17 protein-coding genes are annotated in these 16,982 nt (G+C 45.6%); all 17 read left to right on the plus strand.

What is annotated here, in order from left to right; translation table 11 throughout:
- The first annotated feature begins 2 nt into the window (after window positions 1-2).
- The 17 genes from NZ043_RS20755 to miaB all read left to right on the plus strand — a co-directional run bounded on the left by NZ043_RS20755 (window position 3) and on the right by miaB (window position 16,950).
- Entirely contained in the window at window positions 3-1,283 is a 1,281-nt protein-coding gene (locus tag NZ043_RS20755; RefSeq protein ID WP_133384339.1) for a pitrilysin family protein, read from the plus strand.
- Window position 1,284: 1 nt separating this feature from the next.
- Window positions 1,285-2,055: a 3-oxoacyl-ACP reductase FabG gene (gene fabG, locus NZ043_RS20760; protein ID WP_026081137.1), complete on the plus strand. Its 771-nt coding sequence runs from the start codon at window positions 1,285-1,287 to the stop codon at window positions 2,053-2,055.
- Between the two features lie 163 nt (window positions 2,056-2,218).
- A complete protein-coding gene (locus NZ043_RS20765) occupies window positions 2,219-2,482 on the plus strand; it encodes a DUF3243 domain-containing protein (RefSeq protein ID WP_017689119.1) in 264 nt (87 codons plus the stop codon).
- Between the two features lie 197 nt (window positions 2,483-2,679).
- Window positions 2,680-3,447 (plus strand): DUF3388 domain-containing protein, encoded by a 768-nt coding sequence (locus NZ043_RS20770; RefSeq protein WP_024630282.1) that lies wholly within the window; start codon window positions 2,680-2,682, stop codon window positions 3,445-3,447.
- Window positions 3,448-3,513: 66 nt separating this feature from the next.
- Window positions 3,514-4,566, plus strand: coding sequence for a RodZ domain-containing protein (locus NZ043_RS20775; RefSeq protein WP_091031823.1), 1,053 nt, complete (start codon window positions 3,514-3,516; stop codon window positions 4,564-4,566).
- A 73-nt stretch (window positions 4,567-4,639) separates the two neighbouring features.
- On the plus strand, window positions 4,640-4,804 hold the full coding sequence (locus NZ043_RS20780; protein ID WP_167350848.1) for a hypothetical protein: 165 nt from the start codon (window positions 4,640-4,642) through the stop codon (window positions 4,802-4,804).
- Between the two features lie 155 nt (window positions 4,805-4,959).
- Window positions 4,960-5,451: a YajQ family cyclic di-GMP-binding protein gene (locus NZ043_RS20785; protein ID WP_017689115.1), complete on the plus strand. Its 492-nt coding sequence runs from the start codon at window positions 4,960-4,962 to the stop codon at window positions 5,449-5,451.
- A gap of 320 nt (window positions 5,452-5,771) precedes the next feature.
- Window positions 5,772-6,359: a CDP-diacylglycerol--glycerol-3-phosphate 3-phosphatidyltransferase gene (pgsA, locus tag NZ043_RS20790; RefSeq protein ID WP_062833849.1), complete on the plus strand. Its 588-nt coding sequence runs from the start codon at window positions 5,772-5,774 to the stop codon at window positions 6,357-6,359.
- A gap of 107 nt (window positions 6,360-6,466) precedes the next feature.
- On the plus strand, window positions 6,467-7,723 hold the full coding sequence (locus NZ043_RS20795) for a competence/damage-inducible protein A (RefSeq protein WP_091017238.1): 1,257 nt from the start codon (window positions 6,467-6,469) through the stop codon (window positions 7,721-7,723).
- A gap of 242 nt (window positions 7,724-7,965) precedes the next feature.
- Entirely contained in the window at window positions 7,966-9,030 is a 1,065-nt protein-coding gene (recA, locus tag NZ043_RS20800) for a recombinase RecA (RefSeq protein ID WP_062833851.1), read from the plus strand.
- Window positions 9,031-9,315: 285 nt separating this feature from the next.
- On the plus strand, window positions 9,316-10,053 hold the full coding sequence (locus NZ043_RS20805) for a regulatory protein RecX (protein WP_091031821.1): 738 nt from the start codon (window positions 9,316-9,318) through the stop codon (window positions 10,051-10,053).
- 310 nt (window positions 10,054-10,363) lie between these two features.
- Entirely contained in the window at window positions 10,364-11,905 is a 1,542-nt protein-coding gene (gene rny / locus NZ043_RS20810; RefSeq protein ID WP_036609258.1) for a ribonuclease Y, read from the plus strand.
- 154 nt (window positions 11,906-12,059) lie between these two features.
- Window positions 12,060-12,854: a TIGR00282 family metallophosphoesterase gene (locus tag NZ043_RS20815; RefSeq protein WP_076330701.1), complete on the plus strand. Its 795-nt coding sequence runs from the start codon at window positions 12,060-12,062 to the stop codon at window positions 12,852-12,854.
- A 117-nt stretch (window positions 12,855-12,971) separates the two neighbouring features.
- Window positions 12,972-13,232, plus strand: coding sequence for a stage V sporulation protein S (locus NZ043_RS20820; RefSeq protein ID WP_007430104.1), 261 nt, complete (start codon window positions 12,972-12,974; stop codon window positions 13,230-13,232).
- A gap of 86 nt (window positions 13,233-13,318) precedes the next feature.
- Complete coding sequence (locus NZ043_RS20825) at window positions 13,319-14,314, plus strand: dipeptidase (protein ID WP_339309135.1); 996 nt, start codon at window positions 13,319-13,321, stop codon at window positions 14,312-14,314.
- 194 nt (window positions 14,315-14,508) lie between these two features.
- A complete protein-coding gene (locus NZ043_RS20830; protein ID WP_017689107.1) occupies window positions 14,509-15,081 on the plus strand; it encodes a phosphate propanoyltransferase in 573 nt (190 codons plus the stop codon).
- A gap of 312 nt (window positions 15,082-15,393) precedes the next feature.
- Entirely contained in the window at window positions 15,394-16,950 is a 1,557-nt protein-coding gene (gene miaB, locus NZ043_RS20835; RefSeq protein WP_339309136.1) for a tRNA (N6-isopentenyl adenosine(37)-C2)-methylthiotransferase MiaB, read from the plus strand.
- The last annotated feature ends 32 nt before the right edge of the window (window positions 16,951-16,982 follow it).

Here is a 16,982-nt window from a genome sequence, read left to right on the forward strand (position 1 = left end):
CGGTGGAGAGCATTCGGTATGAGCATTTGCAGGAGACACTATATTACGAAGTAATGGATAACGGACTGCATGTCTATATTTTGCCTAAACCGGGATTCCAGAAAACGTATGCTACGTTTGCAACCAAGTATGGATCGGTGGATAATCATTTTCAGGTTGAAGGGCAGGAAGAAGTGAAGGTCCCGGATGGGATTGCTCATTTCCTTGAGCATAAAATGTTTGAAGAACCAACAGGTGATATTTTTGCAACATTTGCGTCTCATGGTGCTTCAGCTAACGCGTTTACGAGCTTTGATCAGACGGTTTATTTGTTTTCAGCGACCGAACATGTGAATGAAAATATACAAACATTAGTCGACTTTGTGCAAAATCCTTACTTCACCGATCAAAACGTGGAAAAGGAAAAAGGCATTATCGGACAGGAAATTGACATGTATGCTGATAATCCGGATTGGCGTGTTTATTTTGGATTGATCGAAGCCATGTATCAGAAACATCCGGTGCATATCGATATTGCAGGAACGGTGGAATCCATCCGTACGATTACCAAAGAGATGTTATATGAGTGTTATAACACCTTCTATCATCCGAGTAACATGCTCTTGTTTGTGGTGGGTGGTGTAGATCCACAGGAAGTCATTGATATGGTTCGATCGAACCAGGAGCAGAAGGATTATAAGCCACAGGGGAGTATTGAACGCTTCTTCGAACCGGAGCCTGAGCAGGTAGGAGAAGCCAGACGGGAAGCAAAACTGGCTGTTTCACTGCCCAAATGTCTGTTTGGATTCAAGGAGACAGACATTGGACTTACCGGAGAACAATTGTTACGGCGAGATATGACAACGCAGCTGATGATGGATCTTTTGTTTGGCTCAAGCACACGATTATTTCAGAAGCTCTACGATGAAGATCTGATCTCGGACAGCTTTGGCCATGAGTATAACAGTTCGCCGCAATATGCGTTTTCAGCCATTGGTGGTGATACAAAAGACCCTGATCAACTGCTTGCGCGTATACGTGAAGAAGTGGATGCCATTGTAGAAAAAGGGTTCGAATCCACGGATTTTGAACGTGCACGCAAAAAGAAAATAGGCGGATATTTGCGTATGCTCAATTCTCCGGAGAACATTGCGCATGAATTTACACGTCAGCAATTCCGTGGCGGTGATTTTTTCAATATGCTCCCGCTCTATGAATCGATTACACTGGAAGAGGTAAATCTCAGACTGAGAGAGCATATTCGCTGGGATCAACTGGCTGTATCGCTAGTCGTGAGTCCTTGATATGGAGAGGGGAACAGGACAATTGAAGGCAATCGGGGAAATGACTGTACTGGTAACTGGTGCAAGCGGTGGCATTGGAGCGGCTATCGCAGAACGCTTCGCCAGAGTGGGAATGAATGTTGTTATACACTATATGAAATCGCATGAGGCAGCCAATGAAGCCGCCAGACGGTGTATGGAACAGGGCAGTGGAAAAATCATGACCGTGTCTGCGGATCTTCGCAGCCGGGAACAGATTGAGCGCATGCGTGAGAAACTCGAGTCGCATAATCTCATGCCAGATATTCTTGTGAATAATGCAGGAATCTCGCACTACGGGATGTTGTCTGATGTTACAGAGGAGATCTGGGATGAAGTGATGGCGATTAACCTCAAAGGCACGTTTATGTGCACACAGGAAATGATGCCTCACATGATCTCCCAAAGGTATGGCCGAATCATTAACGTATCGTCGATCTGGGGACTGTCTGGTGCTTCTTGTGAGGTGCTGTATTCCACAACCAAGGGTGGGGTGAATGCATTCACCAAAGCGCTTGCGAAAGAACTCGCACCTTCCGGAGTAACCGTAAATGCCGTTGCTCCTGGCGCCGTTCAGACATCCATGCTGAACCATCTGGATCAGAGTGAACTGAAGATGCTGGAAGAGGAAATTCCGGCAGGAAGACTTGCTCAACCTGATGAAATCTCATCACTGGTTTATTTTCTGGCACTCCCTGAATCTGGTTATATCAATGGGCAGATTATCAGTCCAAATGGCGGTTGGTTAACGTAAAAAAGCAAGAAAACTTGACTGGCTGTAGATGAAACAGGTGAAGATTGCCTGGAAGCAACCGTCTTCCGGATTATTTTCAAAATGCTCGTATATAAAATGCCTCGAAAGCACATATTACAACTGTTGATTTTAAATCTCATGCGTCATCTAAGGAGGATTTATCATGTCAACAGAAAAAACAGTGCTCTCCAGTTTTGACACATGGAAGAAGTTCCTGGGTGACCGCGTACTGCAAGCAGAGAAGATGGGGATGAGTGAAGAAACCATCAACAAACTTGCGTATGAAATCGGCGACTTCCTTGATGAGAAAGTCGATCCGGCGAACCATTCCAACCGGGCATTGAAAGAGTTATGGGATGTCGGCGATGCAGATGAGCGTCGTACGATTGCGTGCCTGATGGTCAAATTGGCCAAACAAAACGCATAAGATTACAGATGAAGAGCTCCCGCAAGGGGGCTTTTCTCTAATGATTACAAACGGATTACAGAGCTGTTCTTGTAATTCATTTTCATTTTATATATCATTAACGTGACCCATTTTTAGAAGATGTCTCAGATTGTTGTCCAGTGGACACGTTCTGTTGCTGTCGAATAATGTGGAATAATGCATTACGGGGTGTTGAAATGGAATCTAAACAATGGTACATGGAATATAAAATACATAAGAACAGACCCGGTTTGTTAGGCGATATTGCCTCTATGCTGGGGATGCTTGAAGTGAATATATTGACCATTAACGGTGTTGAAGGCAAAACTCGAGGCATGCTGCTTGAATCGGATGATGATGAAAAAATCCGTTTGCTTGGTGAAATGCTTGGCAAAGTAAACAGCATCACCGTATCGGCTTTGCGTCAACCTAAATTGGTGGATATTTTGGCCGTGCGTCATGGCAGATACATTGACCGTGACTCGGATGATCGCAAGACATTTCGTTTCACACGAGATGAACTTGGGTTACTTGTGGACTTTTTGGGTGAAGTATTTAAGAGGGAAGGCAATCAGGTCATTGGTTTGCGTGGAATGCCTCGTGTTGGTAAAACGGAGTCCATTATTGCGGGTAGCGTATGCGCAATGAAGCGATGGACGTTTGTTTCCTCCACACTTCTTCGTCAGACGATAAGGAGTCAAATGTCCGAAGACGAATTGAACCCGAACAATGTGTTCATTATCGACGGTATTGTTAGCACGATACGCTCCAGTGAGCGGCATTACAACCTGTTGCAGGATATTATGACCATGCCTAGCACCAAAGTTATTGAACATCCGGATATTTTTGTACAGGAATCCGAATATGATTTTAATGATTTTGATATTATTATTGAACTTCGCAACAATCCGAATGAAGAAATTATTTATGATACGTTTACGGCTAGCTACACCGACGAATTGTAAGGAACCGTACGGAATCATGAAATAGATTAGCAACAACTCAAGAGATAAACATAAGGAGGAGATGGCATGTCTGAACTGGGTCAGCAGTTAAGGGAGGCCCGGCTGCAAAAAGGGATGAGTCTTGACGATGTACAGGAAATGACAAAAATTCGCAAGAGGTATCTGGAGGCCATAGAAGCAGGAGACTATAAAGTGCTGCCGGGTAGCTTCTACGTGCGTGCTTTCATCAAAACCTATGCGGAGACCGTGGGACTGAACCCTGATGAGCTGCTGGAGGGACACAAAAAAGACGTACCCGCAGAAGAGGCGGAAGCAACGATGGAACCGGTTATACAGAAGCGTTCCAGCCGTCCGGTTGAGCGTAGTAATCGGTGGATGTCTGTCGCGCTGATGTGGACATTCCCTGTTTTGATCGTAGTACTGTTGTATGTATACGTGGTGTATAACAATGGTGATGAATCAGATAATCCGGGGCTTGATCAGGTCAAAATTACGGACAGTCAACAACAGCCTGAGGATAAACCGGATCAACCTGCCGACAACGGACAGGCATCTAATCCGCCTGCGACAGATTCAGGTACTGACGGTACTGGTGAGGGCGAAGCTGGCGGTAACGGCGGTGGTACAGACACGGAAGGACAGACGGATGGTCAAACTGATGGCCAAACGGACGGACAGACGGATGAAACTGAGGAAGAACCAACTGACAATTCACCGTCTAATGTGACTGTTGCCGAAGATGGGAAATCAGGAAATATTACGAACTTTAAAGTTAACGGTAGTGCAGGGCAACCTGTAACGGTTACGATCAAAGCAACAGGTCATAGCTGGCTGGAAGTGTACAAAGGCGAAAACTCCAGTGGAGAGAAGTTGGAGTATGGTAACACAGCGGAAGGTGACAGCTATACCTTTGAGTTGGATAGTGCAGGCATGTATATTAAGTCCGGTTACGCTGCAGCGACCACGATTGAGGTTGGCGGGCAAGTTGTAACGGATGGCAAGGCGACCAATCGGATCCGTTTGAAGCTTGGTGAAGACAGTAGTAGTAGTACTACTTCTTCTACAGGTGTTGAAAATGGATCAACGGACGGTACAGGGGGTACCACGGGGAGCGAATAACCGGGTCAACTGCAGGAGACAATAACCGTGTCTTAACTTGCAGTTAACTTTTGGTGAAGTGAGGTGGATGGCTGTGACAGTCAGCTGGATCGTAACAGGTTTAGGGATCATTGTCAGCCTCCTGGGTTATTACCTGACTCCAAGTGCTTGGGGTTACGGAATATTGGGTTTTGGACTTGCACATGTGCTTTTGGGTGTGCTCGATATGTTCAGACAGCCCAACCGCAGCCGCTATTAGGTTGGAAGCTGGACCAGCAAGCATTTTTGGCAGCCACTTCAAGTGGAAGCCAAAAATGCTTTTTTCTTTGTCTAAAACAGCTTGAAATTAGACTTTTGCTTAAGGTATCCTCTATAATGTTACAGAACATACGATTAACTGAAAGGGTGACTGGTTTGAGTTCAGAAAATTCATTTGATATCGTGTCCAAAATGGACTTGCAAGAACTGACAAATGCCGTTACACAAACCGAGAAGGAAATTGGCACTCGTTATGACTTCAAGGGCAGCAAGAGCAGCCTGAAACTGGATAAGGATGCGTTAACGATCGTATCTGATGATGAGACCAAACTCAAGGCTGTCATTGACGTGCTGCAATCCAAAATGGCGAAGCGTGGTCTACCATTGAAAAACATTGATTACGCAAAGGTAGAGCCAGCGTCTTCTGGTACAGTCCGACAGCGTTTGAATTTTAAACAGGGGATTGATCAGGACATCGCCAAGAAAATCAATATTCTAATTCGCGATTCCAAGATGAAGGTGAAGAGTCAGATTCAGGGAGACCAACTCCGGGTAACTGGTAAGAGTAAAAATGATTTGCAAGCTGTCATGCAGCTGCTAAATGGTGCTAACCTACCTCTGGATTTGCAATATACAAATTTCAAGTAATATGGCCTTTTTGTAGCAAAAGTGTTTTTTGACACTGTATTGGGCGTATATTATACTAAGTGTGCATTGCTGGCAGTCATGCATCAAGTCCAGTCCTCATCGTTTGCTGACTTTGTGAAAAGCAGTACATCTTCTGGAAGTCACCGGAACGTTTAAAGCGGTTTTGCTTTTGAGCGGTTGACTTTATTTTTTGCGTTTCTACATAGTGGGATCATGTTAATATGGATTGACATTGAAACTGTACATTTCATGTTCCGGATGATGATAACGGGATTATGATGATTGTTTGGAGTAATGGAGGATATGAGGGAGGGCGTCTTGTGAATTTACCCAACCGGATTACGCTTGCACGAATTTGCTTAATCCCTTTTTTGATGGTGTTCCTGCTCGTGGATTTTCCATTTTATCCAGAGCCGTTGCAGCTTGGAAGCTTTTCGCTTCCGTATAATCAACTGATTGCTGCTGTTATTTTTATCATCGCCGCAAGCACAGATGGAATTGACGGATACCTTGCGCGGAAAAATAACATGGTTACCAATCTGGGGAAACTGCTTGATCCACTCGCAGACAAGCTGCTGGTTACTGCAGTTTTGATCTCGCTTGTGGAGATGGGCAAGCTGGATTCCTGGATTGCAGTTGTTATTATTAGTCGTGAATTCGCAGTTACCGGCTTGCGTCAAATTGCATTGCTGGATGGTTCGGTTGTTGCCGCTAGTGCTTGGGGCAAGCTGAAGACTGTAGTGCAGATTGTGGCGATTGTGCTGTTGCTGTTGAACAATTTCCCGTTTTCATACACGGGTATTCACGTCGATATTATTGCGGTATGGGCAGCAGCGCTTATTACCATCTGGTCGGGTATCGATTACTTTATCAAAAACAAAAATTTGCTTCATTTAACAAAAGCATAATGGTTTGTTCTTAAATGGGTAATCATGAAGGAAGCATTGGGTCAGGGGCAATAGGAAATTATCCTATTGCCCTTTGATCACTCACCACGTGTACAGGAGGATGCTCAATGAAGGCAGAAATCATTGCAGTTGGCACAGAGCTACTGCTTGGACAAATCGTCAATACCAATGCCAGATACCTATCCCGTGAATTGGCTGCGATGGGGATCGATGTATATTTCCAAACGGTGGTTGGGGATAACCTGAACCGTCTTAGTGAAGCTATACGCATTGCGCAGGGCCGTGCAGACGTTATTTTGTTTTCCGGTGGCATCGGACCTACCCAAGATGATCTGACCAAGGATGCGCTCGCAGCTGTTCTTAACCGGAAACTGCATACAGATCGAATGGCAATGGACAAAATTGAGAGCTTTTTCAGAGATCGTAATGTGGACATGACAGAGAATAACCGACGTCAGGCGATCGTTATTGATGGCGGCACACCTCTTGCCAACGAAACAGGACTTGCGGCGGGAAATGCGATTTCTGACAATGACAAATATTATGTTGTAATGCCTGGACCACCTAAAGAGTTGATTCCAATGTTTGAACAGGAAGTCAAGCCTTGGCTGTTCCAGCATGTGCTCACAGAAGAGATGCCAATCTATTCCCGAATGCTCAAATTCGCAGGTATTGGTGAATCTGCTTTGGAAGATCGACTATTGGATCTGATTGACGCGCAGACAGACCCCACGATTGCTCCTTACGCGAGCGAAGGCGAAGTTACGGTACGTGTCTCCACGAAGGCTGCGAGTGAGGGAGAGGCGAAGCTGAAGCTGGATGCGATGGAGGTTCAGATTCGGGAGCGTTTGACAGAACATCTCTACGCGAACGAGGATGTGCCTATAGAGTACACGATTGTAACCATGATGTCTGACATGGGGTTGACGCTCAGCGCTGCTGAGAGCTGTACAGGAGGGCTTGTCATGCAAAGTCTGACCTCTGTACCCGGAAGTGCGTCAATGCTCAAAGGTGGAATTGTTTGTTACTCCAATGAAATTAAAGAAAAGTTGCTAAATGTGCCTCATGATTATCTGGAAGGTGAAGATGCACCAGGGGCGGTAAGTCCTGAGGTTGCAAAAGTGCTTGCTGAACAGATCCGTATGATTGGCGATGCTGATTTTGGCCTGGCTGTTACCGGTGTAGCTGGACCGGGATATTCGGAACGTAAACCACCCGGACTTGTCTTCATCGCTCTTGCTGAACGTGGAAAAGAGACGGAAATTCATGAGCTGCGTATTAATGGTAATCGTGAGACTGTTCGCATTCGTTCAGCCAAAGCGATTCTCTATCGCTTATGGCAAAAACTTGTGGCGATGGATTGATTAGTTAATAGCTTCGATTGCATTTACAGTTCCAAGCAAGTATAATTAAGGAAGACGGAAGAACCGTAGAATTAGGCTTTACAGCCTTGTTTACGGTTCTTTTTTCTGTTTAATGGAAAGTTTCCTTGAGGAAGAGGCGCCTCGGCCTTTACAAAAAAACGAATGTATGTTCGAAAAAAAGCTTGGCAAACGTGTTAAAACAAGGTATCATTATCTTATAAACAGTAAAGGGTGTGAGCTTATTGTCAGACCGTCGTGCCGCGCTTGATATGGCGCTCCGTCAAATAGAGAAGCAATTTGGTAAAGGATCCATCATGAAACTGGGTGAGTCCACTCATATGAATGTGGAAATTATTCCCAGTGGTTCCTTGGCTTTGGATATTGCATTAGGAACAGGCGGCTTGCCTAAAGGCCGTATTGTTGAAATATATGGACCTGAATCCTCAGGTAAAACAACTGTCGCATTACATGCGATTGCTGAAGTACAACGTGTTGGTGGACAAGCAGCATTTATCGATGCCGAGCATGCTCTTGATCCTCAATATGCAAGCAAATTGGGTGTTAACATTGACGAATTGCTTCTATCTCAGCCAGATACGGGTGAGCAAGGGCTGGAAATTGCAGAAGCTCTTGTACGCAGTGGTGCAGTAGATATCGTTGTTATTGACTCCGTAGCTGCCTTGGTTCCAAAAGCAGAGATTGAAGGCGAAATGGGTGATTCACACGTTGGTTTGCAAGCGCGTTTGATGTCTCAGGCGTTGCGTAAATTGTCTGGTGCAATCAGCAAATCCAAAACAATCGCAATCTTCATTAACCAGCTTCGTGAGAAAGTCGGCGTTATGTTTGGTAACCCGGAAACAACACCTGGTGGTCGTGCTCTGAAGTTTTATTCCACAGTACGTCTGGATGTGCGTCGTATTGAGAGTATCAAATCAGGCAATGACATGATTGGTAACCGTACTCGTATTAAAGTTGTGAAAAACAAAGTGGCACCTCCGTTTAAACAAGCGGAAGTGGATATCATGTATGGCGAGGGTATTTCGAGAGAAGGCAGTATCATTGACATTGGTACAGAGCTGGATATCGTTAATAAAAGTGGTGCATGGTACTCCTACGAAGGCGAGCGTTTAGGACAAGGCCGTGAGAACGCAAAGCAGTTCATGAAAGAGCATAAAGACATTGCTGAAATCATTGAACAAAAAATTCGGGTAGCTAGTAACTTGACTACCGCAGTTCCTGCGCCAACTAGTGAAGAGCAACAAAAAGAAGCAGAAGAAGAACAAGAATTGTTTGAAATCAACGAGTAATTTCTCAGGGTCCTCCCTTGTAGGGAGGACCCTGAGGGTGTTCCCCACTGGGCTCCGTAAACTTATCAGATTGAGCTTGGATCAATCTGGATAATGGATTGTAGTGGGAGTACTCATGCTGTCTAACAGCCCCTGTCCCAATGGACAGGGGCTGTTAGCACGCTAACTGTGGAGTAAAGGCCGGGCAGAGTTCCCGGTCTTTTGTATTATTAGTGTTCTTTGTCTTATGTGTGGAGATGTGCTTGGCGTAGTCAGAATGAAAATGTTATGAAAGGGGAGACCTGAATGGATCAACATGACGAGGATTTATATGAAGAAGCAGAACAGGATGGCCTATCCCAATTTCCGGATAACGAAGAACTTATTATTACACGTGTAGAACGAACGAAGAGCAGGCAAGCTCGTTATCGAATCACTTTTGGTATCCACTCCATTACGGTTCTTGAAGATGTGATGATTAAATACAGGATGACTCAAGGCAATACGTTTATGAAGAAGGATCTGGAGGAAATCATTGTAGCTGATGAGCGACAGCGGACGTATGCACAGTCTCTGCGTTTTTTGGAGCATAAGCCACGTACGCGCCATGAATTAAGTCAGAAACTTCGTCAGAAGGAGTTTGCTGCACCATTAATTGAAGAGACGCTGGATCGCCTTGAGCGGGAGAAGTTAGTGGATGATGATCTATTTGCGAAGGAATGGACAAGACAGCGTATGGAGGGCAAGCGGAAGGGAAAACTGTGGATAAGGCAAGAGCTGCGTCAAAAGGGCATTGCCAATGATCTCATTGTTGAGGCACTAGAAGGTATTAGTACAGATGCGGAATTTGAGACTGCCTTGAGTGCCGGACGCAAAAAATGGAATCAGGTCAAAGGGGACGTCAAAGAGAAGAAAAATAAAACGCTTCCCTTCCTAATGAGACGTGGTTTTTCAATGGATATGGTGCGCCGGGTCGTGAATTGTTTAATTGAAGAAGATGAGGCTGGGGACCCTGAAGATGACGAAGCGTTGTTATGGGATTAGCAGACTAGAGTCTCTATACTGCATTCTCTTGACAATTTCTTTCGTCAAATACTAAAATGGACATGAGTCTGTAAGAAATGGACAACCCTTTTTCCTTCCAAAAAAGCGGTTTCGGTTTCTTAAGATTTATACCATTCTTAATTATGGGTTCGCTGGAAACAGTGAATAGTACGTGGAAACATGTACATGTGAAATGAAAATCGGCGGGGGATCGCCGTGAGTATTCGTTATTCCCAAACATATGTAAGGTTTGAAAACTGCAAATTGACCCAAGGAATGCCTTGGAGGAACCAACGAGGAGGTGAACAGTATGAATCCTGCAATCACGATCGCTCTCGTTGTGGCCGCGCTAATCATTGGGTTCGGAGTAGGATATTTTATTCGCAAATCTCTTGCAGAGGCTAAAATCTCTAGTGCGGAACAAGCTGCCGTACAAATCGTGGAGAACGCGAAGAAAGAGGCAGAGGCACTGAAGAAAGAAACGGTGCTGGAAGCGAAGGATGAAATCCATCGCATTCGTGCTGAAGCTGAAAAAGACACTCGTGAACGTCGGAATGAAATTCAACGACAAGAAAGACGATTGTTGCAAAAAGAAGAGTCGCTGGATAAAAAATTGGAATCACTCGAACGTAAAGAAGAGCAAGTGGCTAACAAAGAGAAACGAATTGATGAGACTCAGCAGCAGATCGAAATGATTTACAAAAACCAGGTGACAGAGTTGGAACGTATATCCAACCTCACCATGGAAGACGCACGCAGTATCATACTGTCCAACGTAGAACAGGAAGTTCGTCATGAGACGGCTCAAATGATCAAGGACATTGAACAACAAGCGAAGGAAGAAGCGGACAAAAAGTCCCGCGAGATTATTACACTCGCCATCCAACGTTGTGCGGCTGACCACGTAGCGGAAACAACGGTATCTGTTGTTACTCTGCCAAATGAAGAAATGAAAGGCCGGATTATCGGTCGTGAAGGACGTAACATCCGTGCGCTTGAAACCCTTACAGGGATTGACCTCATTATCGATGATACGCCAGAAGCTGTTATTCTGTCGGGCTTTGACCCGATTCGCCGTGAGATCGCCCGTACTGCCCTGGAGAAACTGGTGGCTGATGGACGTATTCACCCGGCACGGATTGAAGAGATGGTTGAGAAATCCCGCAAAGAAGTGGATGAGCGCATCCGTGAATACGGTGAGCAAGCTACCTTTGAAGTGGGCGTGCATGGTCTGCATCCGGATCTGATCAAAATTTTGGGCCGGTTGAAGTTCCGTACAAGTTACGGTCAAAACGTCTTGAAACATTCCATGGAAGTCGCTTATCTGGCTGGACTGATGGCTGGCGAACTCGGAGAAGACGTAACTCTGGCAAGACGTGCAGGTCTATTGCATGACATCGGTAAAGCGCTGGATCACGAAGTGGAAGGATCACACGTCGAAATTGGCGTGGAACTGGCGAAGAAATACAAAGAACATCCGGTTGTAATCAACAGTATCGCGTCCCATCACGGAGATTGCGAAGCGACTTCGGTCATTGCCATGTTGGTTGGCGCAGCAGATGCGCTATCCGCAGCAAGACCAGGCGCACGCCGCGAAACGCTGGAAACGTATATCAAACGACTGGAGAAGCTGGAAGAAATCTCAGAATCCTTCGAAGGTGTCGAGAAATCGTACGCCATTCAGGCCGGACGCGAAGTTCGCGTTATGGTACAGCCTGAGAAGATCGATGATGCTGAAGCCTTCCGCTTAGCCCGTGACATCACAAAGATGATTGAGAATGAACTCGACTATCCGGGTCACATCAAAGTCACCGTCATCCGGGAAACCCGTGCGGTTGAATACGCAAAATAGAGCATTACGGAAAAGTGGCCGCAGTAGTGGGCCACTTTTCCTGTTGATAGCCTGTTAAAAGGCAACTACACATTATGGAGCATGAGATAGAGTCCTGCAAAGGTTCAACATTTGAAGTAAGAGGACTTTGCAGGAATTGAGGAGGCAGTAATCAATGAAAGTTTTGTTTATTGGTGACATTGTAGGTAACGTGGGACGTAAGGCATTAAAGGAAAATTTACCGTATCTGAAATCGAAGTATAAGCCACATGTAGTGATTGTGAATGGTGAAAATGCGGCAGCAGGTCGCGGCATTACCGGTGCAATCGCAAATGAGTTTTTCAACTGGGGTGTACATGGTATTACACTTGGTAATCATACTTGGGACAATAAAGATATTTTTGATTTTATAGATGATGAGCCGCGCATGATTCGTCCAGCGAACTTTCCACCAGGCACACCAGGACGAGGATACACGGTTGTCAAAGGCGAAGGGAAAGAGCTAGCGATTGTCAATCTGCAAGGAAGAACATTCCTGCCTGCTCTGGATTGTCCATTCCGTGTAGCTGATGAAATTGTAGATGAGTTGCGCCAAGACTATAAATGTATTTTAGTTGATATGCATGCTGAAGCGACGTCAGAAAAGATTGCCATGGGATGGCATCTGGATGGACGTGCGTCTCTCGTTGTAGGTACACATACGCATGTACAGAGTAATGATGATCGGATTTTGCCTGGAGGAACAGCTTACTTGACGGATGCAGGCATGGTAGGACCTCGTGACGGCATATTGGGTATGGAGCGTGAGGCCGTGCTGCGTAAGTTCTACACCCAACTACCTGTACGTTTTGTTGTGGATGATGGCAAATGGCACTTCCATGGTGTTTTTGTTGAAATTGATGAAACCACAGGTGCGGCAACACGCATCGAAAAAATTCGTCTGACGGAGGACGAGTGGCGCATGGAATAGGGGTATTGTCCCATTTTGCAGGGAAACCCGTCTAAAAAGAAGGAATTTTTTTGCCTCCCGCGAATAACATCTAGTAAGTGGAAACAAACTTTCAACATTCCCAGGGAGGTACTTACCATGGATGTATTAAAAGTTTCAGCAAAGTCCAATCCTAATTCTGTAGCCGGCGCTCTTGCAGGGGTTCTTCGTGAACGTGGAAATGCTGAACTGCAGGCAATTGGAGCGGGAGCACTGAACCAAGCCATTAAAGCGGTAGCGATAGCCCGGGGATTTGTAGCACCAAGCGGAGTTGACCTGATTTGTATTCCAGCTTTTACAGACATTGTGATCGACGGCGAGGACCGAACGGCCATTAAGCTGATTGTGGAGCCCAGATAATACATGCAGTATGCATTGAACCTGTTTACGATGTAGACAGGTTTTTTTGCGTTTTTTTTGCAATAAAATATGGAGGAGGGTTTAAGATGTCCGTGTCTGATTGGCGTGTAGCTGATTTTCACTGTGATGCACTGAGCAAAATTTTGATGCAGCCTGCTCTTTCATTTGAAGATGCTCCACAACTGGATGTGAACTTGAAACGTTTGAATGAGGGGAATGTAGGATTGCAGGCGTTCGCCATCTATTTACCCGAAGTACTTGGCAGAGGCAAGTTTGAACATGTGATGGGGCAGTTGGAGATTTATCGTAGACGTGTGGAGAGAAGTCAGGAGCGGCCTGGCGGCACACAGACGTTGTTATGGCGTGAACAGGTGGCTCAGGTGGGGCAGACAGAGGGTCCGTGGGGATTAATCACACTGGAGGGTGTAGATGGCCTGGAGGGCAACCTGTTCTATCTGGAGTTATGTTATCAGATGGGTGTTCGAATTATTGGACTAACGTGGAATTATGCCAATTGGGCGGCTGACGGAGTGATGGAGAAGCGAGGAGCAGGTCTGACCGAGAAGGGGAAAGAACTGGTGCGCCAGTGTAATGAAATTGGAATGCTGTTAGATGTGTCACATTTGACGGAGAAAGGTTTCTGGGAGCTGGCTGATTTGAGTAAACGACCTTTTATCGCCTCCCATTCCAACAGCTATAGCGTATGTCCCCATGTGCGTAATCTGAAAGATGATCAGATTCAGGCCATCATTGCCCGGGAAGGGCGGATCGGACTGACGTTTGTGCCCTGGTTTGTAAAACAGGAGGGTGAGGTACGTATAGAAGATCTGCTTCCTCATATTGAGGAGATCTGTTCTCTGGGCGGGCAGCATCATCTGATGATGGGGTCTGATTTTGATGGGATCTCCACGTATATTCAGAGACTTGAACACTCAGGGCATTATCCGAGACTGACGGAAATCCTGCTCAAGCATTATGATGAACATCTGGTTCGCGGCTGGTTGTGGGGGAATGCGATGAGTTATCTGGGGGAACACTTGCCAGAGAGCAATCCAAAGATAAAGGGGAATTCCATGAAATAGTGAACTGGTGTGTGCGCTGAATGTGTTGAAATGAAACTAGTTTTCCAAATAAAGGACGGGAATGATGGTGAAATAAGTGTATTTCATGAATTTTCACCAGTTCGTTTTCATTTCACTCCAAAAAGGGGTATAATACCATTGGATTGTTAAGAGCCTGAGTACAGGCCATAGATAAACAAGGAGTGAAATTTACAATGAGTAAAACAGTACCTGTGGGCGTATCTGCCCGTCACATTCATGTATCCCAAGAGCACGTTGAAATTTTGTTTGGCAAAGGTTATGAACTGACTGAATTTAAACCTCTGTCCCAGCCTGGCCAATACGCTGCTAACGAAACTGTAGCGGTAATTGGTTCGAAAGGACAGTTTGATAAAGTGCGTATCCTTGGACCTGTTCGCCCTGAAACGCAACTGGAGATCTCCATGACAGATTCATTTGCCATTGGTGTTAAAGCACCTGTACGTGAATCTGGAAGTATTGAAGGTACACCAGGAATCACAATTAAAGGTCCTGCTGGCGAAGTTACGATTGATAAAGGTGTTATCGTTGCTGCTCGTCACATTCACTTCCATACTTCTGATGCTGCTAAATGGGGTATCGAGGACAAACAAATGCTGAAAGTTCGCCTCGGCGGAGATCGCGGTCTTGTACTGGAAAATGTACTGGCTCGTGTATCCGATTCTTTCGCACTGGACATGCATATTGATACAGATGAAGCTAACGCTGCTGGCGCTCGTAATGGCGACACTGCTGAAATCATCGATTAATTACGTGTAATAGCTTCAGCCGCCAATTGGGGCGGTCTGAATAACAAATAAACCTGAGCACAGCCAACAGGGGACGGTTAATTCCAGCCCTGATGGCAAGGCTCAGGTTTTTGTATTTTCTGAGTATTCTTCTGAACATGGCATGTTACGGATTAGACGAAGGGACATGTGCTTTGGATGTGGAACTACAGCCCAATTCATGCTATAATTTGCTGTAATGCTCTTTTGGTGTTCCAAGCAAGAAATTCACCTGGAACAGGGATGAATGAACGATTTTTTATTAATAGAGGCTGTAAGGAGTGACCGAAGGAAATGGCTAAAGACTCAAAAAAGGATTACTCCCAATATTTTGATTTCTCCGATGCCAAAGTAATTTCGCAAGATGAATTCAGCAAAAAGATAAGAATCCGGGGCCGTGAGATTAACATCAAATCGGAACCCAATCATCGTCAGGAGAAACAGCGGGGCAAGGAAGACGTCCAGGTGCTTTACGAAAATGCCGTTCCCGATGAACTGAAAAACATAGGGAAAGGCAAACATTATATTGTATATACGTATGGATGTCAGATGAACGAGCATGACTCAGAAACCATCAAAGGACTGCTTGAGTCTATGGGATATCAGGCTACAGAGAATCGCAAAGAAGCTGATATTATTCTGCTCAATACGTGTGCCATACGGGAAAATGCGGAAGATAAAGTATTTGGTGAGCTTGGTCACCTGAAAACGCTAAAACTCGAACGTCCGGGATTGTTACTTGGCGTATGCGGGTGTATGTCCCAAGAAGAAGGCGTCGTTAACCGAATCATGCAGAAGCATGGATTTGTGGATATGATCTTTGGTACACATAATGTGCATCGATTGCCACATCTAATCCAGGAAGCGCTGTTCAGCAAAGAAATGGTTGTTGAGGTATGGTCCAAGGAAGGCGACATTATTGAGAACCTGCCGAAGAAACGTGAGGGTATGCGCGGCTGGGTGAACATTATGTATGGCTGCGACAAGTTCTGTACATATTGCATTGTTCCGTTTACGCGGGGCAAAGAACGCAGCCGTCGTCCGGAAGATGTCATTGCCGAAGTTCGGGATTTGGCACGACAAGGCTTTAAGGAGATCACGCTGCTTGGTCAAAATGTTAATGCGTACGGCAAGGATTTCACCGACCTGAACTACAGCTTTGGTGACTTAATGGATGCCATTCGCCAAATTGATATTCCGCGAGTACGGTTTACAACCAGTCACCCACGTGACTTCGATGACCGCTTGATTGAAGTGCTGGCCAAGGGCGGAAACCTGGTGGAGCACATTCATCTTCCGGTGCAATCTGGCAGTTCGGAAGTGCTCAAACGTATGAGCCGCAAGTATAGCCGGGAACACTATCTGAAACTGGCTGACAAAATTAAAAAAGCCATCCCGAATGTGGTGTTAACAACGGATATTATTGTTGGTTTTCCGGGTGAAACGGAAGAACAGTTTGAAGATACCCTTTCCCTTGTCCGTGAAGTAGGGTATGATTTTGCCTATACCTTTATTTATTCCCCACGGGAAGGTACACCGGCTGCGGTGATGGAAGACAACGTACCGATGGAAGTGAAGAAGGAACGTTTGAAACGCTTGAACGAAACGATCAACGAATACAGCCACCGAAGCAATGAAGAGCAACGCGGCAAAATCGTTGAAGTACTCGTTGAAGGCGAGAGCAAGCGGAATTCCGAAGTTCTGGCAGGACGTACGCGCAGCAACAAGCTGGTGCATTTTGAAGGACCCAAAGAATTGATCGGTACTTTCGTACAAGTGGAAATCACCGATCCGATGACTTTTTATATTCGGGGCAACCTGCTCTCCGAGCCGGTAGCTGCCAATCAGTAATACACACACCAATAAGATGAATGATTTTTTGC

The organism is Paenibacillus sp. FSL k6-2145 (assembly GCF_037976585.1).
GTDB lineage: Bacteria > Bacillota > Bacilli > Paenibacillales > Paenibacillaceae > Paenibacillus.

Bases quoted from the DNA above. Each gene is read 5' to 3' on its own strand.
- fabG (WP_026081137.1), top strand. From the start codon at position 1,285: ATGGAGAGGGGAACAGGACAATTGAAGGCAATCGGGGAAATGACTGTA.
- NZ043_RS20765 (WP_017689119.1), top strand. From the start codon at position 2,219: ATGTCAACAGAAAAAACAGTGCTCTCCAGTTTTGACACATGGAAGAAG.
- NZ043_RS20770 (WP_024630282.1), top strand. From the start codon at position 2,680: ATGGAATCTAAACAATGGTACATGGAATATAAAATACATAAGAACAGA.
- NZ043_RS20775 (WP_091031823.1), top strand. From the start codon at position 3,514: ATGTCTGAACTGGGTCAGCAGTTAAGGGAGGCCCGGCTGCAAAAAGGG.
- NZ043_RS20795 (WP_091017238.1), top strand. From the start codon at position 6,467: ATGAAGGCAGAAATCATTGCAGTTGGCACAGAGCTACTGCTTGGACAA.
- NZ043_RS20805 (WP_091031821.1), top strand. From the start codon at position 9,316: ATGGATCAACATGACGAGGATTTATATGAAGAAGCAGAACAGGATGGC.
- rny (WP_036609258.1), top strand. From the start codon at position 10,364: ATGAATCCTGCAATCACGATCGCTCTCGTTGTGGCCGCGCTAATCATT.
- NZ043_RS20815 (WP_076330701.1), top strand. From the start codon at position 12,060: ATGAAAGTTTTGTTTATTGGTGACATTGTAGGTAACGTGGGACGTAAG.
- NZ043_RS20820 (WP_007430104.1), top strand. From the start codon at position 12,972: ATGGATGTATTAAAAGTTTCAGCAAAGTCCAATCCTAATTCTGTAGCC.
- NZ043_RS20825 (WP_339309135.1), top strand. From the start codon at position 13,319: ATGTCCGTGTCTGATTGGCGTGTAGCTGATTTTCACTGTGATGCACTG.
- NZ043_RS20830 (WP_017689107.1), top strand. From the start codon at position 14,509: ATGAGTAAAACAGTACCTGTGGGCGTATCTGCCCGTCACATTCATGTA.
- miaB (WP_339309136.1), top strand. From the start codon at position 15,394: ATGGCTAAAGACTCAAAAAAGGATTACTCCCAATATTTTGATTTCTCC.